The organism is Mesorhizobium sp. CNPSo 4684, assembly GCF_057784315.1.
In genome coordinates this window covers 262,423-285,536 of the sequence record NZ_JBWLUX010000001.1, presented here as the reverse complement: position 1 = coordinate 285,536, position 23,114 = coordinate 262,423, and the positions used below count along the sequence as shown (strand labels likewise).

The following is a 23,114-nucleotide window of genomic DNA, read 5'->3' as shown; positions in this document are numbered from 1 at the left end:
TGTCGTAAGCACACGAGTTGTCCGGATTAGGTAGCACGCGAGTTGTCCGGTTTTATCGCCAGCGAATGGAGGCTGGGGATGAAGCGGGCAGCATGGCTACAGGACCGGAGAATGCAGAAGTTTCGGGATGTTTTGAGCCGCTGGAATGGCGGCGACCTTTCGATGATGGAGGCAGGCGAGTTGCTGGGCATGTCGGAGCGGCAATTCCGGCGTTATCGCGACCGATATGAAGAGGCCGGGGACGCTGGGTTGCTCGACCGGCGTTTGGGCAAGCTTTCGACGCGCCGGGTGCCAGCGGAAGCGATCGAGGAGATGCTGGAGCTTTATCGCCATCGTTACCTTGGCTGGAACGTGAAGCATTTCCACGAGCACCTGCTGCGCGATCACGATTTCAGCTGGGGCTACACCTTCATCAAGACGCAGCTTCATGCGGCTGGGCTGGTGGAACGGGCCAAGCGGCGCGGTGCTCACCGGCGCAAGCGCGAACGCAAGCCGTGCGAGGGAATGATGCTGCATCAGGATGGCAGCCGTCATCAATGGCTGGCGGGTGGGCCGATGCTGGATCTGATCGTGACGATGGACGATGCGACGAGCACGATCTATTCGGCCTTCCTGATCGAGGAGGAAGGCACGGCGTCGAGCTTTCAGGGGCTCCTGGAGACGTTCGTTGCCAAGGGACTGCCATCGAGCCTCTACAGCGATCGCGGCAGCCACTATTTCGTGACGCTCAAGGCCGGCGGGGCTGTCGACAAGATCCGCTTGACCCAGGTCGGCCGGGCGCTCGGGCGGCTCGGCATCGAACATATTCCAGCCTATTCTCCTGAAGCGCGGGGCCGCTCGGAGCGGATGTTCTCGACCTTGCAGGACCGGCTGCCGAGGGAACTGGCACTGGCCGGCATTGCCGATATCGAGGCCGCCAACCGCTTCATCGCACAGACCTATCTGCCGGCCCACAATGCCCGCTTCGCCAGGCCGGCAGCGGTCGAAGACAGCGCCTTTGTCGCCGCCGACCCGCAACAACTGGCCCAGATCCTGTGCATCGAGGAGGAGCGCGTCGTTGCCCGCGACAACACGATCGCTTTCGCGCGGCTGCGATTGCAGCTGCCGCGCGCCGCATTGCGCGATACAGGCCTGATGGCGCCGCAATCGAGGAAACTTGCCCCATCAGGCAAGCCGCGTGAACCGCTTCGACGCAAAACAGAAGCGGACAAATGATGTGCTACCAAACCGGACAACTTGATTAGCTATCGACAGCCGCAACGCCAATGCTGGCGATTGGCGAAAGCAGCGGCAACGTTTCGATCTCCCCCCGTGGGGTTGAGGAGTGGTCCGTGCAGCGGACGGAAAGCCAATTGCTTAGCTTTTCGAGCGACTAACGCCCGGCAAGCCAGAGGGCGCTGTCCCGCCGACGTCTCAAACCACATCGTGGCGTTCAGCCCCTGGCATTCGCGATCAATCCTGAACCCGGCGAGGCGACAGGCGCCATTCTCCGTGTTTATCACCAATATATCAGCGCTAAAACCTAAGCTTAAGCCAAAACTTCATTCGCCGGCTAAATACCGTGGCGCCTCAATCGCCTAGCGCTCGTCCTTCAACCGCCGGCACAACTCGTCGAGCTGCTCCAGGCTGCGATAATTCACGCGGATCGCGCCGCCCTTGCCCTTGTGCTCGATGGTCACGATCATGCCGATCGTGTCGGTCATCAGCTTTTCCAGTGCCAGCGTGTCGGCATCTTTGTCCGACCCGCCTTGCGCCGGCTTGGCCTTGGGCGGCGTGCCGCCTGCCGGCATCTGCGCCAGCGCCTCGGCCTGGCGCACCGAAAGCCCTTCCTCGACAATCTGCTTGGCCAGACCGGCCGGATCCTGCGCCGTTACCAGCGTGCGGGCGTGGCCGGCCGACAACGCGCCATCGACCAGCATGTCCCTGATAACGTCGGGTAGCTTGAGTAGCCGCAGCGTGTTGGCGACATGGCTGCGGCTCTTGCCGATGACATTGCCGAGATCGGCCTGGGTGTAGCCGTGGTCGTCGATCAGCTGCTGATAACCGAGCGCCTCCTCGACCGGGTTGAGGTCGGTGCGCTGGACGTTCTCGATGATCGCCAGTTCGAGCGCCGTGCGGTCGTTGACGTCGCGCACGATGATCGGGATCTCGGTCAGCCCGGCGCGCTGAGCGGCGCGCCAGCGCCGCTCGCCGGCGATGATCTCGTAGCGGCCGGCCTGCGTCGGCGACGGTCGCGCCACCACCGGCTGCACCACGCCGTGCTCGCGGATCGATTGCGCCAAGTCGGTCAGATCGGCGTCGCCAAAATGCCGGCGCGGGTTTTTCGGATTCGGGCTCAGAAACTCGATCGGCACCTTGCCGTCCGCATTCGCGGCCGGCTTTTCAGCTGCCGCCGGACGATCGATCTCGCCGATCAGCGCCGCCAGTCCCCGCCCCAGTCTTTTTCTCGAAAGGTCTTCGCTCATCTCTGTTCCAGATCTTGAAATCGTTTCGGGATCGAATCGGCTTGGTTTATAAGCCCATCCTAATCAAGCGGCGCGCAATTTACGCTCGCGGCGGATCACTTCGGAGGCCAGTTGCAGATAGGCCTGGCTGCCCGAGCACTTCAAATCATAGAGGATCGCCGGCTTGCCGTAGGACGGCGCCTCGGACACCCGCACATTGCGCGGAATGATGGTCTCATAAACCTTGTCGCCCATATGCGCGCGGACATCCTGCACCACCTGGTTGGCGAGGTTGTTGCGGCCGTCATACATGGTCAGCACGATGCCCTGGATGATCAGATCCGGATTGATCGTGCGGCGCACCTGCTCGACCGTTTCGAGCAATTGGCTGAGACCTTCCAGCGCGAAGAATTCGCATTGCAGCGGCACAAGAACAGAATCGGCTGCCGCCATTGAATTCAAAGTCAAAAGGTTGAGCGATGGCGGGCAGTCGATCAGCACATAGCCGAATGGCGCGCCACGCTCGGACGCGGCACGCAGCGCATTGCGCAGCTTGAGCACCCGGTCGGGCGCCGAGGCGATTTCCATCTCGATGCCGAGCAGGTCGAGCGTCGACGGCACGATCGACAGGCCGGGCACCGCCGTCGGGATTGCTGCGGCTTCCAGGTCAAGCTCGCCGGTCAGCACGTCATAGGACGACACCGTGCGGTCCTTGCGGTCGATGCCGAGACCCGTCGAGGCATTGCCTTGCGGGTCGAGATCGACAATCAGCACCTTTTCGCCGATGGCGGCCAGCGCCGTGGCCAGATTGATGGCAGTGGTGGTCTTGCCGACGCCGCCCTTCTGGTTGGCGACGGTGATGATGCGGGGGCCAGTTTTCATGGGTCTATGCCAAATATTCATTTCGCGGGGTCACCAAAAGGGTCGCCAAAGCGGTTGCGAAGGGAAGCCTACGCAGCCCGCAGATCGGTCACTTCGAGGATGACGCCATGGGCGTCGGTCATGCTCGGATGTTCTACCAGATCGAAGGCCCAGCGGTGAGTGCTTTCTTCCACTTCGGCGCGGTAATCCCGGCCTTTGTGGAACAGCGCCCTCGACCCCTTGGTCAGCCATGGCGCCGACAGATCGAGCAGCGCGGGTAGGGCGGCAAGCGCCCGCGCTGTGACAATTTCCGGCGTGGAAACAAGAGTATAGCTGTCGTCGATGCGCCGGGCGACGACCCGAGCCGGCAAACCGAACTGGCCGATCACCGCCTGCAGGAACGATGCTTTCTTGCGGTTGCTCTCGACCAGATCGATCGACGCCCCGTCCCGCTCGACCAACAGGAAAGCCAGCACCAGGCCCGGAAAACCGCCGCCCGAACCGAGATCGGCCCAGCGTTTTGCCTCAGGTGCGATTCGCGCCAGTTGCGCGCTGTCCAGGATATGGCGGCCCCAGACATCGTCCAGCGTCGATGGCGCGGCAAGGTTGATGGTGCGGTTCCATTTCAGGAACAGCTGTTGGAACGCCACCAGACGTTCGAATGTTTCACGTGAAACCGGTCCCGCTGCTTCCTGCAGGCCCGTCCATGAGGCAGCGCTCACGCAACGGCCCTTTGCGAAGCCGACTCGGCATTGCGGACATGCGCGACGATGATCGCCAGCGCCGCCGGCGTCATGCCCTCCATGCGCTGCGCATCCGCAATCGAGCGCGGCTGCCGCGTCCGCATCTTCTGCTTCAGCTCATTAGAAAGTCCTGGAACATTTGCAAAATCGACAGAGGTAGGGATCAGCCGGCTTTCCTCGTGCCGGATCTGCGCGACATCAGCCTGCTGACGATCGAGGTAAACCGAATATTTCGCTTCCGTTTCGAGCCGCTCTGCGGTCTTGGCGTCGATGGCGCCGAATGCCGGCGCGACGCGGGTCAACCAGGCAACATCCACGCCTGGATAGGCCAGCAACTCATAGGCGGAGCGGCGCACACCGTCTCTGTTGACCTCCAGCCCGTGACGCGCCGCTTCATTGGGCGTCATAGTCGTAGCAACCGCCAGTTCGCGCGCCTTCTCAAGGTCAACGGTGACTTGGTTGAACCGCTGCGTTCGCTCTTGCGATACAATTCCAAGCTTCGTCGCCAGCGGCGTCAGGCGCTCGTCAGCATTGTCGGCGCGCAGCGAAAGCCGGAACTCAGCCCGCGACGTAAACATGCGGTAGGGTTCGGCAATGCCGCGGCTGGTCAAATCGTCGACCATCACGCCGATATAGGCCTCGGTCCTGCTGAGCACGATCTGGTCACCGGCCGACGCCTTGCGCGCGGCATTCAGCCCGGCGAGCAAGCCTTGCGCGCCGGCTTCTTCATAGCCGGTGGTGCCGTTGATCTGCCCGGCCAGGAACAGGCCGGCGATGCGCTTGGTCTCCAACGTCGGCTCGAGCTCGCGCGGATCGACATGGTCGTATTCGATGGCATAGCCCGGCTGCAGCATGGTCGCCCGCTCCAGACCCGGGATCGTCTTCAGAATGTCGAGCTGCACATCCTCGGGCAGGGAGGTCGAGATGCCATTGGGGTAGACGGTGACGTCGTCGAGCCCTTCCGGCTCGAGGAAAATCTGGTGGCCTTCGCGATCGCCGAACTTGACGATCTTGTCCTCGATCGACGGGCAATAACGCGGACCGACCCCTTCGATCGAGCCGGAATACATGGCCGAGCGGCCGAGATTGGCGCGGATAAGGTCGTGGGTGGCCGGCGTCGTGCGGGTGATGCCGCAATGGACCTGCGGATTCTTGATCGTATCGGTCAGCAGCGAGAACGGCGAGGGATGCTCATCCGCCGCCTGACTTTCCAGCGACTCCCAGTCGATGGTGCGGCCATCGAGCCGCGGCGGTGTGCCGGTCTTCAGTCGGCCGAGCGCAAATCCCGCGCGGCTCATCGTTGCCGACAGGCCAAGGCTGGCCTGCTCGTTCATGCGACCGGCGACGATTTTCTTCTCGCCAATATGGATAAGGCCGCGCAGGAAGGTCCCAGTGGTCAGCACGACGGCGCCACAGACCAGCCGCCGCCCGTCGGCCAGCAGCACGGCGGCGATTCGTCCGTTGTCGATCTCGAAGTCCAGAACCTCCCCCTCGACGACATCGAGATCGTTCTGCTGCCGAATCGCTTCCTGCATGGCCAGCCGATAAAGCTTGCGGTCGGCCTGCGTGCGCGGCCCACGAACCGCTGGGCCCTTGCGGCGGTTGAGCAGCCGAAACTGGATGCCGGCCGCATCGGCGACCCGCCCCATCAGCCCGTCCATGGCGTCGATCTCACGTACCAGATGGCCCTTGCCGAGCCCGCCGATCGCGGGATTGCAAGACATGACGCCGATCGTGTCGAAGCGCAGCGTGACCAGCGCCGTCCTGGCGCCGGCGCGCGCCGAAGCACTGGCCGCCTCGCACCCGGCATGGCCGCCGCCCACCACAACCACATCATAGTGATCGATCATTTTCCGTTCCAGATTCAGAGATTGCCCGACACATGTCCCTGCGAGGCGGCGCTGTCAAGGATGGCAGGGCTATCGTTTGACGTGAGATCGCACGAAAGTACTACGCTCGCGGTGTTTCACGTGAGTCAAAGCCTTGGTGGATAATCACTTTTGGACAGCGCTGCCCCTCATCCGCCTGCCGGCACCTTCCCCCCGTATAATAACGGGAAGGAAGGATGGGCTTCCGCGTCGGCGCCAAACCTCCACGTTGGCAGATAGCGAAACCGTCGATGACATCATCTTTCTCCCGTCACCAAACGGGGAGAAAAGTCCGGCAGGACAATGAGGGGCGGCGCTTACTTCCGGAGAGGGTGAGTGCTTGTTTCACGTGAAACGACCCGGCAGCCATGTTTCACGTGAATCACCCATGCGCAGCGCCGCACTGTTTCACGTGAGTCACTTTCCAATGCAGAACTGCGAGAAGATCACGTCGAGCAAATCCTCGACATCGACCGCACCGACGATACGACCTAGTCGGTCCGCAGCAAGGCGTAGCTCTTCCGCCCGCAACTCCTGGTCTCGCTCTTGCCCCGACAAAGCCGAGGTCAGAAAGCGCCTGGTCTCGCTGAGCAACTCCACATGCCGCAACCGTGACGGCAGGATGTCACCGGCATCGCCGATCGCGGCGGCGGCGCGCGCTCCGATCTCCGCCAGCAGTTCGGCTAACCCCGTGCCTTCCACCGTCGATATCAACGCGTCATAGGCACCCGACGGTGGCGCGCCCTTCTGCAGGTCGACCTTGGAGCCGACCCTCAAAGCCGGGATGTCGGCTGGGATGTCACCGATCGCGACCGGGTTCGCCAGATCTTCCAGCAGCAACATCAGGTCCGCCGCCTGCGCCTTGGCGCGTGCCTTCTCGATGCCGATGGCTTCGACCTTGCCCGGCGCTTCGCGCAGGCCAGCCGTGTCGGTTACCCTTACCCGCACGCCGTTGAGGTCCAGCACCACCTCAAGCAAATCCCGCGTCGTGCCTGGTTCATCGGTGACGATCGCGGCCTCACGCCGGGCCAGCGCGTTGAACAGACTGGACTTACCCGCATTCGGCGCGCCGAGGATGACGACCTCGAAACCGTCGCGAATGATTTCCGCGGCATGGAAACCGTCGATATGGCGGCTGATCTCATCAATCATCGCCCGGACATCCGACCAGACCATATCCGAAACGGACCCGGGGACGTCCTCCTCGTCAGAGAAGTCGATCTCAGCCTCAATCATTGCCCGTGCATGAATTAGCCGCCGGCGCCATCCGAGATAGAGCGCGCTTTGCGCACCCTCGGCATTCTGCACCGCAAAGCGGCGCTGCGCTTCGGTTTCGGCATTGACCAGATCGGCAAGCGCCTCGGTCTCGACCAGGTCGAGCTTGCCGTTGAGAAAGGCACGGCGCGTGAATTCGCCCGGCTCGGCATGACGCACACCGTCAAAGCCGGCGATCGTCTCCAGCATCCTGCCGGCAACGGCGCGGCCGCCATGGACGTGGAATTCGGCGACATCTTCGCCGGTAAAACTGGCCGGCCCGGGAAAGAACAGCACTAGGCCGTTGTCGATCAGCGATCCGTCGGCCGCCCGGAGCTTGCGCAAGGCGGCAACCCGGTCCTTAACCATGCCCCCGGCTATCGTTTCGACAACGAATCGAGTCTTCGGCCCGGAAATGCGAATGACAGCGATGCCCGCGGGGAGGCGGCCGCTGGACAGTGCAACTATCGAATCGTCTGAAATCATTTGCCCGCTCTAGCCAATCGCCCTAGCTTGAAACCCATTCCGACACCGCCAAACCGAGCTTGCCCGCCCGTGACCTTGCCTGCGCAAAACCTGCTTGCCGAAGAAGCCAGCCCCTATCTGCAGCAGCACAGCGGCAATCCCGTGCATTGGCGGGCCTGGTCGCCGGCGGCACTGGCTGAAGCCAAGGCTTTGCAGCGGCCAATCCTGCTCTCGATCGGCTACGCCGCCTGCCACTGGTGCCATGTCATGGCGCATGAAAGTTTCGAAAACGACCAAGTCGCCGCCGTCATGAACCGGCTGTTCATCAATATCAAGGTCGATCGCGAGGAGCGGCCGGACATCGACCAGATCTATATGGCCGCTCTGTCGTCGATGGGCGAGCAGGGCGGCTGGCCGCTGACAATGTTCCTCAACCCGGACGGCAAGCCGTTCTGGGGCGGCACTTATTTCCCGCGCGAGTCGCGTTATGGCCGCCCGGGCTTCATCCAGGTGATGGAAGCGGTCGACAAGGCCTGGCGCGAGAAGCGGGAAAGCCTGGACCAGAGCGCCGACGGCCTGACCAATCACGTTGAGGCGCGCCTGGCCGGCGCCCACGCCAAGGCTGTGCTCGAGAAAGCGACGCTCAGCGATCTCGCCGGCCGCGTCGACGGCATGATCGACCGCGATCTCGGCGGCTTAAGCGGCGCGCCGAAGTTTCCCAACGCGCCGTTCATGCACACGCTGTGGCTGTCCTGGCTGCGCGACGGCGTCGCATCGCATCGCGACGCCGTTCTCATCAGCCTGGAAAAGATGCTGGCCGGCGGCATTTACGATCATGTCGGTGGTGGGCTCAGCCGCTATTCCACCGATGCCGAGTGGCTGGTGCCGCATTTCGAGAAGATGCTCTACGACAATGCGCAGCTGATCCGCCTGTGCAACTGGGCCTATGCCGCGACCGGCAACGATTTGTTCCGGATACGAATCGAAGACACGGTCGCCTGGCTGCTGCGCGAAATGCGCGTCGACGGCGGCGCCTTCGCCGCCAGCCTCGATGCCGACAGCGACGGCGAGGAGGGGCTTTTCTATACCTGGAGCAAGGATGAGCTCGAAACCTTGCTCGGCGACGATTCAGCCTTGTTTTTCAAATACTTCACGCTCTCCGCGCCGCATGGCTGGGAAGGCAAACCGATTGTCCATCAGACGGGCGCGCAACAAAGCCAGAGTGTGCTTGACCGGGAGCTGCTCATCCCGTTGAAGGCAAGGTTGTTGGCAGCGCGGGAGCAGCGCATCCGGCCGGGCAGGGACGGCAAGGCGCTGACCGACTGGAATGGCCTGATGATTGCGGCGCTCGCCGAAGCCGGCCGCTCGCTGGACCGGCGCGACTGGATCGACGCGGCCGCAAAGGCATTCGATCACATTGCCCAAGCCAGCCAGGACGGCCGCCTGCCTCACTCCATGCTCGGCGCCAAAAAACTGTTCCCCGCACTGTCCAGCGACTATGCCGCGATGACCAATGCGGCGATCGCGCTGTTCGAAGCGACAGGCGATTCGACCTATGTCGATCGGGCGAGGCAGTTCATCGACCAGCTGGATCGCTGGCACCGGGACAGCGACGGGACCGGTTACTACCTGACGGCGTCCGACAGCACCGATGTGCCGATCCGCATCCGCGGCGATGTCGACGAGGCGATTTCTTCGGCCACCAGCCAGATCATCGAAGCCCTGGTGCGGCTGGCCTCGGTTACCGGCGATTTCGATCTGCAGGACAAAGCGTGGCGGGTCGCCGAACACGCCATGGGTCGGGCCGGGCAGCAGTCCTATGGCCAGGCAGGCATCGTTAACGCCTGTGCCCTGGCGCTCGAGCCCTTGAAGCTGGTGCTGGTCGATTCGTCAGAGAGTCCAAGCCTCGTTCCGGTTGCGAATCGGAATCCTGACCCGCGCCGGGTCGATATCGTTGTGGCAATCGGAACGGAGGCGAATCGACCGACTTTGCCGGGTGGTGTCTTGCCGCCGACCGATAGACCGGGCGCCTGGCTGTGCACAGGACAGGTGTGTTTGCCGGTGGTGACGAGTGCCGAAGAGTTGGAGCAGTTGTTGCGGCGGTAGCGCCTCTTACCTTCCCCTTGTGGGGAGGGTCGGCTCATGATCGCAGCGAAGCGAAGATCGTGAGACGCTCGTAAAGCGCGTTCGTCGCGCAGACCCCCACCCCGCCCGCTTCGCGGATCGACCCTCCCCACAAGGGGAGGGTAAGCTTACGTATTCATCGAATCGAAGAAATCCGCATTCGTCTTGGTCTGCTTCAGCTTGTCGATGAGGAACTCGATTGCGTCGGTGGTGCCCATCGGCGCCAGGATGCGGCGCAGAACGAAGATCTTCTGCAGGTCCTGCTTGGAGACCAGCAGGTCTTCCTTGCGAGTGCCGGACTTCAAGATGTCCATGGCCGGATAGATGCGCTTGTCGGCGACCTTGCGGTCGAGCTGGATTTCGCAGTTGCCGGTGCCCTTGAACTCTTCGAAGATGACTTCGTCCATGCGGCTGCCGGTGTCGATCAGCGCGGTGGCGATAATGGTCAGCGAACCACCTTCCTCGATGTTGCGGGCGGCGCCGAAGAAGCGCTTCGGCCGCTGCAGCGCATTGGCGTCGACACCGCCGGTCAGCACCTTGCCGGATGACGGCACCACGGTGTTGTAGGCGCGGCCGAGGCGGGTGATCGAATCCAGCAGGATAACGACATCGCGACCATGCTCGACCAGGCGCTTGGCCTTTTCGATGACCATTTCGGCGACCTGGACGTGGCGCACCGCCGGTTCGTCGAAGGTCGAGGAGATCACCTCGCCCTTCACCGAGCGCTGCATGTCGGTCACTTCCTCCGGCCGCTCGTCGATCAGAAGCACGATCAGATAGCATTCCGGATGGTTGGCGGTGATCGAATGCGCGATGTTCTGCATCAGCACGGTTTTACCGGTGCGCGGCTGCGCGTTGATCAGCGCGCGCTGTCCCTTGCCGATCGGCGCCACCAGGTCGATGACGCGCGGCGAGATGTCTTTGCTGGTCGGATTGTCGATCTCCATCTTCAGCCGCTTCGTCGGATAAAGCGGCGTCAGATTGTCGAAATGGATCTTGTGACGGATCTTTTCGGGATCGTCGAAATTGATGGTGTTGACCTTCAGCAGCGCGAAATAGCGCTCGCCCTCTTTCGGGCTGCGGATAGGCCCCTCGACGGTGTCGCCGGTCTTCAGCGAGAAGCGGCGGATCTGCGAGGGCGAGATGTAGATATCGTCGGGACCGGGCAGGTAGTTGGCGTTGGCGGAGCGCAGGAAACCGAAACCGTCCTGCAGCACCTCGACCACGCCGTCACCGATGATCTCGATTTCCTGGGCGGCCAGTTTCTTCAGGATGGCGAACATCAGCTCCTGCTTGCGCATGACGCTGGCGTTTTCCACCTCGAGCGATTCGGCATAAGCGATCAGCTCTGGCGGTTTCTTGTTCTTGAACTCTGCGAGTTTCATTTCTTGCATAGACGGACTCTGAGTAGGCTTTTTGAGGGAAATATCGGCTGGATGCGACAAATGCCGGGCGCGGCCGAAAATCGAAATGGGCGGCGCATGACGGGAAGGAAGACCCGTCTTGTATCGTCGGTCGTTTGAAAGAGCAAGCTGCGTTTTGTGACGCCGATAAAACCAATTCCAGGAAAAGTGTTGGCGGTTTTCCCGGGAAAAGCGCGCAGCGCTTCCCTTGGGAATTGCGTCAAACAAACGCCTAAAACGGCTTGACGACAACCAGGATCACAATGGCGATCATCAGCAATGTGGGGATCTCGTTGACGATCCGCCAGTGCCTTGCCGGTTTTTCGTTGCGATCCTCAGCAAATTTGCGGACAGCGCCAGCCAGATACCCATGCACGCCGGACAACAGAAACACCAAACCGATCTTGGCGTGCAGCCAACCGCCATGGAAACCAAATATCTTCCAGGCCATCCACAGGCCGAACACCCAGGTGATGACCATGGCCGGATTGATGATGCCGCGCAGCAGGCGCCGCTCCATCACCTTGAAAGTTTCAGACTGAACCGAACCTTTCTCGGCATCGGCGTGATAGACCAGCAGCCGCGGCAGATAGAGCATGCCCGCCATCCAGGAGATGACGGCGAGGATATGGATCGCCTTCGCCCAAGGATAAAAACCCTCGGGCGCGAAGAAAAACAAAAGTGCGGTGAGAGCTACCAGCACTCCGATGCCAATGGACATGCGCACCATCGCCTGACCCGTGCTCCCGGCAGCGTTGCCCGTATCGTTCGACTGAGCCATCAGCGTGTCGCGCCTCGAACCTGCTTCACCATCGCCTCGACATGCGCCACCGGCGTCTCCGGCGTGATGCCGTGGCCGAGATTGAAGATCAGCGGTCCGTCGCCCAGCGTCTTCAAAATCGCATCGACGCCGTCGGACAGGGCTTTGCCGCCAGCCACGAGCCGCAAGGGATCGAGATTGCCTTGCACGGCGCCACCGGCCTGCAATGCCTTCGCTGCTGCCAGGGGTACGGTCCAGTCGATCCCCAGCCCCGTGACACCGGTCTTCTGTCGATAGCTCTGGTAGTGAGCACCGGCGCCTTTGGGAAAACCGATGATCGGGACGTCCGGATGGACTGCCTTTACCTGGCGGACGATCTCAGCCACCGGCGCAACGCAAAAGAGGTCGAATGACGCATCGTCGAGCACGCCGGACCAGGAATCGAAAATCTGCACCACATCGGCGCCTGCCTCGATCTGGCGGATCAGATAGGCCGCCGAATGATCAGCCAAAACTTTCAGGAGCTGGTGGAACGCGACCGGCTCGCGATAGGCAAACAGCCGGGCCGGTGCCTGGTCAGGCGTGCCATGGCCGGCGATCATATAGGTCGCCACTGTCCACGGCGCGCCGCAGAAGCCGATCAATGTCGTCTCGTCAGGCAGTTTTGCCCGCAATCGGCGAACCGTCTCGTAGACGGGCGAGAGATTCACGTGAAACGTTTCGCTGTTGAGCTGGGAAATCTCGGCCGCATTGATCGGCGTCAGCAGCGGTCCGCGGCCTTCTTCGAAGCGCACATCGCGGCCCAGCGCATGCGGCACGACCAGAATATCGGAGAACAGGATCGAGGCATCGAAGCCGAAGCGTTCGATCGGCTGCAGCGTCACTTCGACGGCAAGGTCGGGATTGTAGCAGAGATCGAGAAAGGATCCGGCACGCTTTCTGGTCTCGCGATATTCCGGCAGATAACGCCCGGCTTGACGCATCATCCAGAGCGGCGGCGGAAACGCTGCCTTGCCTCTCAGCACGTCCAGCATGATGCGGTTCTCGGGCATTGAGCGCTCTCTTCCCTGCCTTCTCTATAATTAAATAGTCTATTTCTAGAATCTTCTGTTTCTAAGAGTCTGTTGGTTGTGGTGGTTGTCACCTGTCCCGCTTCGCCCTGGAAAAGGCCAGCCAGCATATTGTCGCGTGCTTCTTCCCAGGGATTGGCGGAGAGTGTGGATGACCGAGATTCCATCACTGGAGTCAAGGGCTTGACGCCAGCCGTGCAAAACGGGCTCTGTGGACGAAGCGCTGGCAAGAATCCCCGTCCCCAGATTTGTCCCCAACCGCCCGACGAAGCCGACAGCGCATCGAATTGTGGACAACCTGCCTTCTGATACAGTCGCCTCCAGCCGGTCGCCTTTCCGGTCCCTGTTTATCCACACCAGCCCACAGCCCCAGGTGCCCCCTGTGAACAAACCCCAGAGCTTCTTCCACCTGCACCTGATTTCCGACGCCACCGGCGAAACGCTGCTGGCGGCCGGCCGGGCAGCCTCGGCGCAATACAAGGATGCGCGCGCCATCGAGCACATCTATCCGCTCATCCGCACCGAGAAGCAGGTGGCGAAAGTGTTCGAGGACATTGAGGAGGAACCGGGCATCATCCTCTACACCGTCGTCGACCAGAAGCTGGCGCGCGGCATTGACGAGCGTTGTGCTGCGATGGGCCTGCCCTGCGTCTCGGTACTGGAGCCGGTGCTTACCGTCTTCCAGTCCTATCTCGGCACTCCGGCCGGCCGGCGCGTCGGCGCCCAGCATGTGCTCGACGCCGACTATTTCCGCCGCATCGATGCGCTCAACTTCACCATGGAGCATGATGACGGCCAGCTGCCGGCCAATATGGACGATGCCGACATCGTTCTGATCGGCATTTCCAGGACATCGAAGACGCCGACAAGCATCTATCTCGCCAACCGCGGCATCAAGACCGCCAACATCCCGATTGTGCTCGGCGTGCCGGTGCCGGAAAGCCTGGTCGCCGCCAGCAAGCCGCTGATCGTCGGCCTGATCGCCACCGCCGAACGCATCTCGCATGTCCGGCAAAACCGCGTGCTCGGCAACAGCAGCACCTACGAAGCTTCGGACTATGTCGACCGCGCGCTGATCACCGAAGAGCTCGCCTATGCCCGCCAGATCTGCACCCGCCACAACTGGCCGATGATCGACGTCAGCCGCCGCTCGATCGAGGAGACGGCAGCGGCCATTGTTGCCCTGCGGGGGAAGAATAGATAGATGAGCGAAGAATGAGTTTGCGCTCTTCCTGGTGGAGGTTCGGCGCTGCCCCTCACCTGCCTGCCGGCATCCTCTCCCCGTATAGTGACGGGGAGAGGGGCGCTGCCTTCGATGGTTTCGCCAATCGCCGGCGTGGCAACAATTGGTCCTTTCTCCCCGTCTCTTTACGGGGAGAAATGTCCGGCAGGACAATGAGGGGCGGCGTAGACGTTGCAGACTGAAATCCAACCGCCCCTGCGCCGAGTGCTAAAATGACCGAAAAAATCATCCTCGCTTCCGGCAGTCCGTTCCGCAAAGCAATGCTCGTCAATGCCGGGCTCGACATCGAAGCCGTCCCGGCCGATGTCGATGAACGCGCGCTCGAGGCGCCGTTGCAGGATAGCGGCGTGTCGCCGGAGGATGTCGCCCTGATCCTCGCCGAGGCCAAGGCCACCGAAGTCAGCGAGCGCAGACCGGGGGCGCTGGTGCTCGGCTGCGACCAGACTTTGTCACTGGGAGATGAAGTGTTCCACAAGCCGGCTGACACGGAAGGCGCCCGCCGCCATCTCTTGGCGCTGTCCGGTAAGACCCATCAACTGAACAGCGCCGTGGTGCTGTGCCGCGACGGCAAGGTGCTGTGGCGCCATGTCGGCATAGCCAGCCTGACCATGCGCAAGCTCGATCCGGCTTTCATCGGCCGGCATTTGGCCCGCGTCGGCGCCAAGGCGCTCTCCAGCGTCGGCGCTTACCAGATCGAGGGCGAAGGCATCCAGCTGTTCGAAAAGATCGAAGGCGACTATTTCACCATTGTCGGCCTGCCGCTCTTGCCGGTGCTCAAGGAATTGCGGGCGCTCGGAGCCATCGATGGTTGAGAGAAAAGCTTTCGTCACCGGCCACCCGATCGCGCATTCGCGTTCGCCGAAGATTCACGGCTACTGGCTGAAGACATACGACATCGACGGCAGCTACCGCGCCATCGATGTCGCGCCGGCCGATTTTCCCGCATTCCTCACATCGCTGCAGGCCAACGGCTACCAGGGCGGCAACGTCACCATCCCGCACAAGGAAGTCGCCTTCGCCCGGGTCGAGCGCCGCGACGAAGCGGCTGACATGATCGGCGCCGTCAACATGCTGTGGCTGGAAGACGACGTGTTGTGGGGCGGCAATTCGGACTGGATAGGCTTTGCCGGCAATCTCGACGAGCACGCGCCGGGCTGGGACAAGAATGGCCCGGCCGTGGTGCTCGGCGCCGGTGGCGCGTCGCGCGCGGTCATCCACGCGCTGAAGGTGCGTGGCGTCAGGGATATCCGCATCGTCAATCGCACTTTGGCGCGGGCGCAGGAACTGGCAGACCGCTTCGGCGCCGGCGTCACGGCGCATGGCGCGGTCGGAGACCTGCTTGCCGATGCCGGCCTGCTCGTCAACACCACGGCGCTCGGCATGCATGGCGATGCCACGCTCGCCGCCGATCCGGCAGGCCTGCCTCGCCACGCCATTGTCGCCGACATTGTCTATGTGCCGTTGGAGACGCCGCTTCTCGCCGCCGCCCGCGCGAGAAAACTGAAAACGGTCGACGGGCTCGGCATGCTGCTGCACCAGGCCGTGCCTGGCTTCGAGCGCTGGTTCGGCCAGAAGCCGGAGGTCACTGCCGAATTGCGGCAGATGATCGTCGCCGACATCGTCGGCAAATGATGGACGCCAAGACATGATCGTGCTCGGCCTTACCGGATCGATCGGCATGGGCAAGTCGACGACGGCGAAGATGTTCGCCGACGCAGGCGTGCCAGTGCATGATTCCGACGAGACCGTGCACCGGCTCTATTCCGGCAAGGCCGCGCCCTTGGTCGAAGCAGCCTTTCCCGGCACCACCGTGTCCGGCGTCGTAGACCGTGCGAAATTAGGCGCGCGGGTGCTGGGTGACACCGCCGCGCTGAAGACATTGGAGACAATCATCCACCCGCTGGTCCGCGCCGACGCCGATGCCTTTCTGGCAAGACACCGCGCCGCCGGCGCGCCGCTGATCGTGCTCGACATTCCGCTGCTGTTCGAAACCGGCGGCCGCAACCGCGTCGACAAGGTCGTCGTCGTCACCGCGCCGGCGGAGGTTCAGCGCGCTCGTGTGCTGGCGCGGCCTGGCATGAGCGAGGAAAAGCTGGCGGCGATCCTGGCTAAGCAGGTGCCCGACGCCGAAAAACGCCGGCTGGCCGATTTCGTCATCGACACCGGCGAAGGGATGGACACGGCCCGCGCAGCTGTCGACGCCATCATTGCCGAACTTTCTAGGCGCTGACGCTTTCCCTTCTCCCCCTGTGGGAGAAGGTGTCGCCGAAGGCGACGGATGAGCAACCGTGTTTCTACGTCTCACTCCGCTGGGAACACCCCTCAACCGTCTCGGCGCTGCGCGCCGATCCACCTTCTCCCACAACAAGGGGAGAAGGGAAAAAGGGTATAGCCCATTGCCATTTTGTTCCGCTCTATGATTCTACTCCCTTAGGAGTGAGCTGATTCGATGCGTGAGATCATCTTCGATACGGAAACCACCGGCCTCGACATGCGCGACGACCGCATTATCGAGCTTGGCGGGGTCGAACTGGTCAACCGCTTCCCGACCGGGCGCACCTTCCACAAATTCATCAACCCGCAAGGGCGCGCCGTTCATCACGAGGCGCAGGCCGTGCACGGCATCAGCGCCGCCGACCTGGTCGGCAAGCCGACCTTTGCCGAAATCGCCGAGGAATGGCTGTCCTTTACCGATGGCGCCAAGCTCGTCGCCCACAACGCCAATTTCGATGTCGGCTTCCTCAACACCGAGTTCGGCCGGCTCGGCCAGCCGGTCATCGATACGGGGCGCGTCGTCGACACGCTGGCGCTGGCGCGACGCAAGCACCCGATGGGTCCCAATTCGCTCGATGCGCTCTGCCGCCGCTACGGCATCGACAACGGCCACCGCACCAAGCACGGCGCGCTGCTCGATTCCGAACTGCTGGCCGAAGTCTACATCGAGCTCATCGGCGGCAAGCAGGCGGCGCTCATCCTCGAAACGGTGGCGGTGCAGGTCAATAGCAATGGTGACGTCGCCGACATCGACATCTCGATCGCCGCCCGGCCGATCGCCCTGCCGCCACGCCTGACTGAGGGCGAGCGCGCAGCGCATGCCGGTCTGGTGGCGACGCTTGGGGAGAAGGCGCTGTGGCTGAAGGTGGCTGCGGGGTGAGACTCCCGAGGGCTTCGGCTAAACCAGAGCGTGCTGTCCCACCAACGTCTCAAACAAAAAGCCCGGCACAAGGCCGGGCTTTTCAAACACTAGCGTAGAGCCTTCTTAGCTCACCTTGACCTTCGAGGCCGCCTGGTCCTCGGCCAGCTTCTGCTGGAACATCTGCGCGAAATCGATCGGGTCGAGCATCAGCGGCGGGAAGCCGCCATTGCGGGTGGCTTCGGCGATGATCTGGCGGGCGAAGGGGAACAAGAGCCGCGGGCATTCGATGAACAGGATCGGCAGCATGTGTTCCTGCGGGAAGCCTGAGATAGCGAAGACGCCGCCATAGACCAGCTCGACATTGAACAGCACTTCCTGGTCGAAGGAGGCCTTGGCGTTCAACGTCAGATTGACGTCGAACTGCTTGTCGGAGAGCGGGTTGGCGTTGACATTGACGTTGATGGCGATGCCGGGGGCCTTGTCGCGGCCGCGCAGCGAGTTCGGCGCGCCGGGGCTTTCGAAGGACAGGTCCTTCACATACTGGGCGAGCACGTTGAGCGACGGCTGCGCCGTTTCGCCGTTGTTGCCGTTGGCGGCGCCGACCGGCGCGTCATCTTTGCTGGCCATGAGCCTTGATCCTTTTGCCTGGGCAGCAGCGCTGACCGAATTGAAATCGGGCGTTGGCTAGCATGGTCGGCATGACAAGACAAGGTTTGCCGCCTTCGGACTCCGGGCATTCGTCCACTTCGACTTTGTCGAAGAAACTCGTCGAAGTTAGAGCTGCCCCTCACCTGCCTGCCGGCATCCTCTCCCCGTATAGTGACGGGGAGAGGGGCGATCTCATCGATGATTTCGCCAATCACCAGCGTTGCAGGAATGGCGCCAAGGCTGCGGCCAGCCTCTTTCTCCCCGTCACTATACCGGGAGTTGAGGAATGGTCCGCGAAGCGGACGAAAAGCCAACTGCTTGGCTTTTCGAATGACGAACGTCCGGCAGGGCAATGAGGGGCAGCGCCGACTTCCGAACGACAGTTCAAAACCCAACAACTGCGATCTAATCGTCCTTCAGGCGGCGCCATGGCGAGTTATGATCCGGGCCGCGCTTGAAATCGTCCTCGCGCGAATAGTCGCCGTCGTCGAGATCGATGACCTTGTCGCGCGACCTGCCGCGGAAACCACCGGTGGTGAAATCGGTGGCGACGACGATGCGGCCCTTGAGCCTGCTCCAGGCAAGGTCACGCACCGGCGGCAGGAACAGAAGCAGGCCGATAATGTCGGTGATGAAGCCGGGAATGATCAAAAGGATCGCGGCGACCACGATCATGGCCCCGTGCGCGAACTGGCGGCTGGGGTCGCCGCCGCCGGCCATCTCGGCGCGCACCCGCGCCATGACGCCAAAACCCTGGTGCCTGAGCAGAAGCACGCCGGCAAGGCTGGAAGCCAGCACCAGGCCGACCGTCGCCAGCGCCCCGACCTCGCGGCCGACAATGACGAAACCGGCGATTTCCAGCAGCGGCAGAGCAAGCAGGAACAGAGGGAGGAAGGAAGTGCGCAAGTCTTGACCGATCGTTTCCATGTTTTGCCGGACGGCGTACAATCGCCGCTGGCACTGAGGCCGTTAGATAGGTATGCCTGCCTTTGATTTGAATGATTGCGCCATGCGTTCTATATGCTTTGCATGTTGAACGCTATGCGACCGCGGCCCGGATTGGCCGGCGGTCCCGGCCAGGTCAGGGATTGAGTGGCGAAAGATATGGGATTCTTCGACTTCGGCACCATTTTCTTTCTGATTGCCGCAGTGGTGATCTTTTTCCAGCTGCGCAACGTGCTCGGCCGCCGCACGGGCAGCGAACGCCCGCCCTTCGATCCTTACACGGCCAGCCGCAACGACAAGGACGCGACCCAAAAGCCCGAAAATGTGGTTTCACTGCCGCGCAAGCGCCTGCCGGGCGAGACGGCTGCCGAGACCTATGCGGCCATCGACGCTTTCGCCAAGCCCGACACCGATCTGAACAGAGGCCTGCGCGCGATCAAGGACAATGATCCGTCCTTCGACCCGAAGGGTTTCGTCGACGGCGCCAAGATGGCCTATGAGATGATCGTCATGGCCTATGCCGATGGCGACCGCAAAACGCTGAAGAACCTTTTGTCGCGTGAGGTTTTTGACGGTTTCGTGGCCGCAATAGGCGACCGCGAGGCGAAAGCCGAAAAGATCCAGTCCTCCTTCGTCGGCATCGACAAGGCCGACATCGTCTCGGCCGAGATGAAGGGTGGCGAGGCCCACATCACGCTGCGCATCGTCAGCGAGCTGATTTCGGCGACCCGCGACAAGGCGGGTGCTGTCATCGATGGCGATCCCGAGACGGTGGCCGAGGTCAAGGATGTCTGGACCTTTGCCCGCGACACACGTTCGCGCGATCCGAACTGGAAGCTGGTCGCCACCGAGGAAGAAGACTGAATCCCGGACATTGGCGGGGCCACGGTGTCGCTATCGTCCCTTTTCGTCGAGAAATCCTTTGATGATCTTCCCGGCTGGGCTGCGGACGATCACCTTGCCGCCTTCGAAGCCTTCCGCCGTTCGGCCTGTCATGTCCCGACCAAGCCTTATCGCACCGGTTCGCTCGGTGTCCGGTTCGACGCCTTTGCCGGCGCCTATGACGAGGCGCGTTCCGTTTCGCCGGCGAATCGGTCGGCAGCCAAGGATTTCTTCGAGCGTCATTTCGTTCCAGCCAAGGTTCAGGCTGAAAATGCGGGTCTGGTCACCGGCTTCTACGAGCCGGAGGTCGAGGCCTCGCCGGTGCGCACCGATCAATTCACGGTGCCGCTTTTGGCGCGGCCGGGCGATCTCATCGACATCGACGGTGCCAACCGTCCCGAGGAGGGCATGGACGAGTATCTGGCCTTTGCCCGTGACACGCCGCAGGGGCCGGTCGAGTATTTCGACCGTGGCCAGATCGAGCGCGGCGCGCTGGCCGGCAAAGGCCTGGAAATCGCCTGGCTTGCGGAAAAAGTCGATGCGTTCTTCATCCATGTGCAGGGCGCCGCCAGACTGAAGATGACCGACGGTCGGCTTTGCCGCGTCACCTATGCCGCCAAATCCGGCCAGCGTTTTACGGGGCCAGGCAAGATCCTCGCCGATCTCGGCGAGATCCCGCTCGAAAAAGTGACCATGCAGTCGATCCGCGCCTGGTTCGGGTCGCATCCCGACCGCATCGACGAGATCCTCTGGCAGAACCGCTCCTACATCTTCTTTCGCGAAGCAGCGGTCGACGACGCGACGCTCGGTCCGATCGCCGCCGCCAAGGTGCCGCTGACGCCGGGCCGCTCGCTCGCGGTCGACCGGCTGCTGCACACATTTGGCACGCCCTTTTATATCGATGCACCGAGGCTGACAGCGTTCGACAAGAAGCCTTTCCGGCGGTTGATGATCGCGCAGGACACCGGCTCGGCCATCACCGGACCGGCGCGCGGCGATCTCTTCGCCGGTTCAGGCGATGCCGCCGGCGAGATCGCTGGGGTCGTGCGCAACGAGGCGGATTTCTATGCGCTGGTTCCAAGAGCTCTCGTTTCGGAGACGAATCGATGAGCAAGCGCCCCGATCGGCTCAGCGAGGACGACCGGGTGTTGTGGAACCTGGTGGCGCGGACCGCCCGGCCGCTGAAGGGCAGGATGGCGGTCGACATCCCCGACATCGTTGCCGACCCCAAACCGGCCCAAGCACCGGTAGCTGTCAGCGCGGTCGTTGCCGCCAAGCCGAAGGCACAACATGTGTCGCATGCGCTGGACGAGCCGACGCTGGACAAGTTGAAGAAAGGCCGGGTGCCAATCGAAGGCCGCGTCGATTTGCATGGCATGACGCAGGACGAGGCCTATTCGCTGCTGTTTTCGTTTTTGCACCGGGCGCATGCCGGCGGCATTCGCTATGTCCTGATCATTACGGGAAAAGGTTCGTCATCGGGCGGCGACGGCGTCTTGCGGCGCGCCGTGCCGGCCTGGCTGTCGACGCCTGCCTTCCGGCCGCTGGTCTCCAGCCACGACCACGCCGCCCGCAACCATGGCGGTTCGGGCGCGCTCTATGTCCGGCTCAGGCGAGTACGCTAAATGACGCCGTTCGGCGAAAAACTTCGGGCGCTTCGAGCCGAGCGCGGTGTCCGTCAGAAGGATATGGCGCAGGCGATCGGTGTTTCCGCCGCCTATTTGTCGGCGTTGGAGCATGGCCGCCGCGGTGCGCCGACCTGGACGCTGATCCAGAAGATCATCGGCTATTTCAACGTCATCTGGGACGATGCCGAGGAGCTGGCGCGGCTGGCCGAGGCCTCGCACCCGCGCGTAAAACTCGATACGTCCGGGCTCAGCCCGGCCGCAACGGAACTTGCCAATCTGCTGGCTGAAAACATCGAGAAGCTGGACGAAGCCGAGCTTCGCCGCATCACAGCGTCGATCCGGGCGGCGCTTGGACGCACTGGATAGGATGGCATGAGGCGCTTGCCGGCGTTCGCCTCAATTGGAGAGGCGATCGCCGGCGAGACGTTGCATCACTTCTTGCCGGCAGTGCTACCACGGCCGCCATTGTCGTGATGGTCGCGGCCATGGCTCTCGTGGCCAAGGCAATCCGCAGTGCCGGCGCTGCAGCAACGGCCAGCCCACCAGTCGTTGGTCTTGGTGTTGGAGCAGGTGATGGTCTGATCGGCCAAGGCCGACCCGGCCAGGGACGACACCGCGACGGCGGCAAGGAAAGCAGTGCGCAGGAAAGAAGTCATTGGAAGTCTCCTTGGTTGGGTTCTGGTTACGGCTGTGTGTCGCCGGCGGAGACGGTTTGGTTCATGGTGACTGTGAAATTTTTTTGGAGGCGGTTCGGGCGCGCGCTGGTGCTGCCCCTCATCCGCCTGCCGGCACCTTCTCCCCGTATAGTGACGGGGAGAAGGGACTAGCTTCGGCGTCGCCGCCGTTTGCTGCAACGTTAGTAATTGGCGAAGTCATCAATGACGGCAGCCGCTTCGACGCGGCGTGCCTGAATGGTCGTGCTAAAACTCTACTGGACCGCGCCGACCAGAACCTGCTGGCCACCGCGGATCGAGACCCAGCGGCCGGTATTGTCGATCGCCTGCCGCTTGAGGAAGCGGTAGCCGGTGGCGTCCCAGATCTTCACCTTGTCGGTGAGATTGTCGAGGACGTAGTCGCCCTTGTCGGTGCGCACCGTCAGCACCGCATGGCCTTCGCCGTCCGGCTTGCGCACGACGGTGATCAGGAGATCGGCCAGCGACACGCCCGAGCGGGAGAGCTGGCGGCGCTTTTCCAGCACATAGTCCTCGCAATCGCCGACGCCCTTGTCGGGATAGGCCCAGACTTCGTCCTTGCCGTAAATGTCGTAATCGCTCATCGGCTTGACGGTGGCGTTGACCCTGGATGTCACGCTGACCAGCTTGCGCATGAAGGCGTCGGTCATCGCAGCCGGGTTGAGATTGCTTGGCCGGATCGAGCATTCGCCCGGATTGGACTTGCAGAAATCATAATGGCCGATCGGCTGCGAGGTCATGCCGCCGGTCGCCATGGCGCCGCCCGCCGAAGCCGGCGCCGCCCAGCATCCCAAAACCGCCAGCCCTGTTGCCGCACACAAGTGCAGCGTCCGTGCCATCGCTGAGGAAGTCATTGTCCCCGTTCGCCCTTGTTGTTAACGAAAGGTTAAAGGGGATTTACAGTCCGTGTCAATTATGGGGGGAGATAGATTCTCCGGCATGGTTACC

Annotated in this window: 23 protein-coding genes; 11 read left to right on the top strand and 12 right to left on the bottom strand. The window is 62.5% G+C overall.

The window, feature by feature from the left end:
• Window positions 1-111 precede the first annotated feature (111 nt).
• Entirely contained in the window at window positions 112-1,215 is a 1,104-nt protein-coding gene (locus AC04SG_RS01510; RefSeq protein WP_488549634.1) for an ISNCY family transposase, read from the top strand.
• A 362-nt stretch (window positions 1,216-1,577) separates the two neighbouring features.
• Here the strand turns inward: AC04SG_RS01510 and AC04SG_RS01505 are convergent, their stop codons facing one another.
• From AC04SG_RS01505 to mnmE, 5 genes are all read right to left on the bottom strand, one after another.
• Window positions 1,578-2,465: a ParB/RepB/Spo0J family partition protein gene (locus tag AC04SG_RS01505; RefSeq protein ID WP_142867517.1), complete on the bottom strand. Its 888-nt coding sequence runs from the start codon at window positions 2,463-2,465 to the stop codon at window positions 1,578-1,580.
• A 63-nt stretch (window positions 2,466-2,528) separates the two neighbouring features.
• Window positions 2,529-3,326 carry a ParA family protein gene (locus tag AC04SG_RS01500; protein WP_112560215.1) on the bottom strand — a complete coding sequence of 266 codons (798 nt, stop codon included), beginning with the start codon at window positions 3,324-3,326 and terminating at the stop codon, window positions 2,529-2,531.
• A gap of 68 nt (window positions 3,327-3,394) precedes the next feature.
• Complete coding sequence (rsmG, locus tag AC04SG_RS01495; protein ID WP_488549633.1) at window positions 3,395-4,027, bottom strand: 16S rRNA (guanine(527)-N(7))-methyltransferase RsmG; 633 nt, start codon at window positions 4,025-4,027, stop codon at window positions 3,395-3,397.
• Window positions 4,024-5,898 carry a tRNA uridine-5-carboxymethylaminomethyl(34) synthesis enzyme MnmG gene (mnmG, locus tag AC04SG_RS01490; protein ID WP_488549632.1) on the bottom strand — a complete coding sequence of 625 codons (1,875 nt, stop codon included), beginning with the start codon at window positions 5,896-5,898 and terminating at the stop codon, window positions 4,024-4,026. The genes rsmG and mnmG overlap by 4 nt, the downstream gene beginning before the upstream one ends.
• Window positions 5,899-6,333: 435 nt before the next feature.
• Window positions 6,334-7,656, bottom strand: a complete 1,323-nt coding sequence (mnmE, locus tag AC04SG_RS01485) for a tRNA uridine-5-carboxymethylaminomethyl(34) synthesis GTPase MnmE (protein WP_488549631.1) — start codon at window positions 7,654-7,656, stop codon at window positions 6,334-6,336.
• Window positions 7,657-7,725: 69 nt separating this feature from the next.
• Between mnmE and AC04SG_RS01480 the strand changes: the two genes are divergently transcribed.
• On the top strand, window positions 7,726-9,741 hold the full coding sequence (locus tag AC04SG_RS01480; protein WP_488549630.1) for a thioredoxin domain-containing protein: 2,016 nt from the start codon (window positions 7,726-7,728) through the stop codon (window positions 9,739-9,741).
• 146 nt (window positions 9,742-9,887) lie between these two features.
• On the opposite strand, the gene rho is transcribed toward AC04SG_RS01480, so the two are convergent.
• The 3 genes from rho to hemE all read right to left on the bottom strand — a co-directional run bounded on the left by rho (window position 9,888) and on the right by hemE (window position 12,974).
• Window positions 9,888-11,153 (bottom strand): transcription termination factor Rho, encoded by a 1,266-nt coding sequence (gene rho, locus AC04SG_RS01475; RefSeq protein WP_112560220.1) that lies wholly within the window; start codon window positions 11,151-11,153, stop codon window positions 9,888-9,890.
• A 241-nt stretch (window positions 11,154-11,394) separates the two neighbouring features.
• Window positions 11,395-11,883, bottom strand: a complete 489-nt coding sequence (gene hemJ, locus AC04SG_RS01470) for a protoporphyrinogen oxidase HemJ (RefSeq protein WP_488549629.1) — start codon at window positions 11,881-11,883, stop codon at window positions 11,395-11,397.
• Window positions 11,884-11,942: 59 nt separating this feature from the next.
• Window positions 11,943-12,974, bottom strand: coding sequence for a uroporphyrinogen decarboxylase (gene hemE / locus AC04SG_RS01465; RefSeq protein ID WP_488549628.1), 1,032 nt, complete (start codon window positions 12,972-12,974; stop codon window positions 11,943-11,945).
• 400 nt (window positions 12,975-13,374) lie between these two features.
• Between hemE and AC04SG_RS01460 the strand changes: the two genes are divergently transcribed.
• The 5 genes from AC04SG_RS01460 to dnaQ all read left to right on the top strand — a co-directional run bounded on the left by AC04SG_RS01460 (window position 13,375) and on the right by dnaQ (window position 17,389).
• On the top strand, window positions 13,375-14,196 hold the full coding sequence (locus AC04SG_RS01460) for a pyruvate, water dikinase regulatory protein (RefSeq protein ID WP_192251860.1): 822 nt from the start codon (window positions 13,375-13,377) through the stop codon (window positions 14,194-14,196).
• 251 nt (window positions 14,197-14,447) lie between these two features.
• Complete coding sequence (locus AC04SG_RS01455) at window positions 14,448-15,047, top strand: Maf-like protein (RefSeq protein WP_488549627.1); 600 nt, start codon at window positions 14,448-14,450, stop codon at window positions 15,045-15,047.
• A complete protein-coding gene (locus AC04SG_RS01450) occupies window positions 15,040-15,867 on the top strand; it encodes a shikimate dehydrogenase (protein ID WP_488549626.1) in 828 nt (275 codons plus the stop codon). Before AC04SG_RS01455 ends, AC04SG_RS01450 begins: the two co-directional genes overlap by 8 nt.
• A gap of 13 nt (window positions 15,868-15,880) precedes the next feature.
• Window positions 15,881-16,465 carry a dephospho-CoA kinase gene (gene coaE / locus AC04SG_RS01445; protein ID WP_488549625.1) on the top strand — a complete coding sequence of 195 codons (585 nt, stop codon included), beginning with the start codon at window positions 15,881-15,883 and terminating at the stop codon, window positions 16,463-16,465.
• A gap of 219 nt (window positions 16,466-16,684) precedes the next feature.
• Window positions 16,685-17,389 (top strand): DNA polymerase III subunit epsilon, encoded by a 705-nt coding sequence (gene dnaQ, locus AC04SG_RS01440; RefSeq protein ID WP_488549624.1) that lies wholly within the window; start codon window positions 16,685-16,687, stop codon window positions 17,387-17,389.
• Between the two features lie 105 nt (window positions 17,390-17,494).
• Here dnaQ and secB read toward each other — a convergent pair whose 3' ends face one another.
• Together secB and AC04SG_RS01430 are read right to left on the bottom strand one after the other, a co-directional pair.
• Window positions 17,495-17,998, bottom strand: coding sequence for a protein-export chaperone SecB (secB, locus tag AC04SG_RS01435; protein ID WP_112393905.1), 504 nt, complete (start codon window positions 17,996-17,998; stop codon window positions 17,495-17,497).
• Window positions 17,999-18,424: 426 nt separating this feature from the next.
• The gene (locus AC04SG_RS01430) at window positions 18,425-18,925 is read right to left on the bottom strand and encodes an FxsA family protein (RefSeq protein WP_488549623.1); all 501 of its coding nucleotides are present in this window, start codon (window positions 18,923-18,925) and stop codon (window positions 18,425-18,427) included.
• A 198-nt stretch (window positions 18,926-19,123) separates the two neighbouring features.
• Between AC04SG_RS01430 and AC04SG_RS01425 the strand changes: the two genes are divergently transcribed.
• Genes AC04SG_RS01425 through AC04SG_RS01410 form a run of 4 tightly spaced genes read left to right on the top strand, consistent with a single transcriptional unit; the run spans window position 19,124 to window position 21,840 of the window.
• Complete coding sequence (locus AC04SG_RS01425; protein WP_488549622.1) at window positions 19,124-19,828, top strand: Tim44/TimA family putative adaptor protein; 705 nt, start codon at window positions 19,124-19,126, stop codon at window positions 19,826-19,828.
• A 24-nt stretch (window positions 19,829-19,852) separates the two neighbouring features.
• Window positions 19,853-20,956: a murein transglycosylase A gene (gene mltA / locus AC04SG_RS01420; RefSeq protein ID WP_488549621.1), complete on the top strand. Its 1,104-nt coding sequence runs from the start codon at window positions 19,853-19,855 to the stop codon at window positions 20,954-20,956.
• A complete protein-coding gene (locus AC04SG_RS01415) occupies window positions 20,953-21,471 on the top strand; it encodes a Smr/MutS family protein (protein WP_488549620.1) in 519 nt (172 codons plus the stop codon). The genes mltA and AC04SG_RS01415 overlap by 4 nt, the downstream gene beginning before the upstream one ends.
• A complete protein-coding gene (locus AC04SG_RS01410) occupies window positions 21,472-21,840 on the top strand; it encodes a helix-turn-helix domain-containing protein (protein ID WP_436262185.1) in 369 nt (122 codons plus the stop codon).
• 65 nt (window positions 21,841-21,905) lie between these two features.
• On the opposite strand, the gene AC04SG_RS01405 is transcribed toward AC04SG_RS01410, so the two are convergent.
• Window positions 21,906-22,130 (bottom strand): hypothetical protein, encoded by a 225-nt coding sequence (locus AC04SG_RS01405; RefSeq protein WP_488549619.1) that lies wholly within the window; start codon window positions 22,128-22,130, stop codon window positions 21,906-21,908.
• A gap of 272 nt (window positions 22,131-22,402) precedes the next feature.
• Window positions 22,403-23,020 (bottom strand): transglutaminase-like cysteine peptidase, encoded by a 618-nt coding sequence (locus AC04SG_RS01400; protein ID WP_488549618.1) that lies wholly within the window; start codon window positions 23,018-23,020, stop codon window positions 22,403-22,405.
• Window positions 23,021-23,114: the final 94 nt, after the last annotated feature.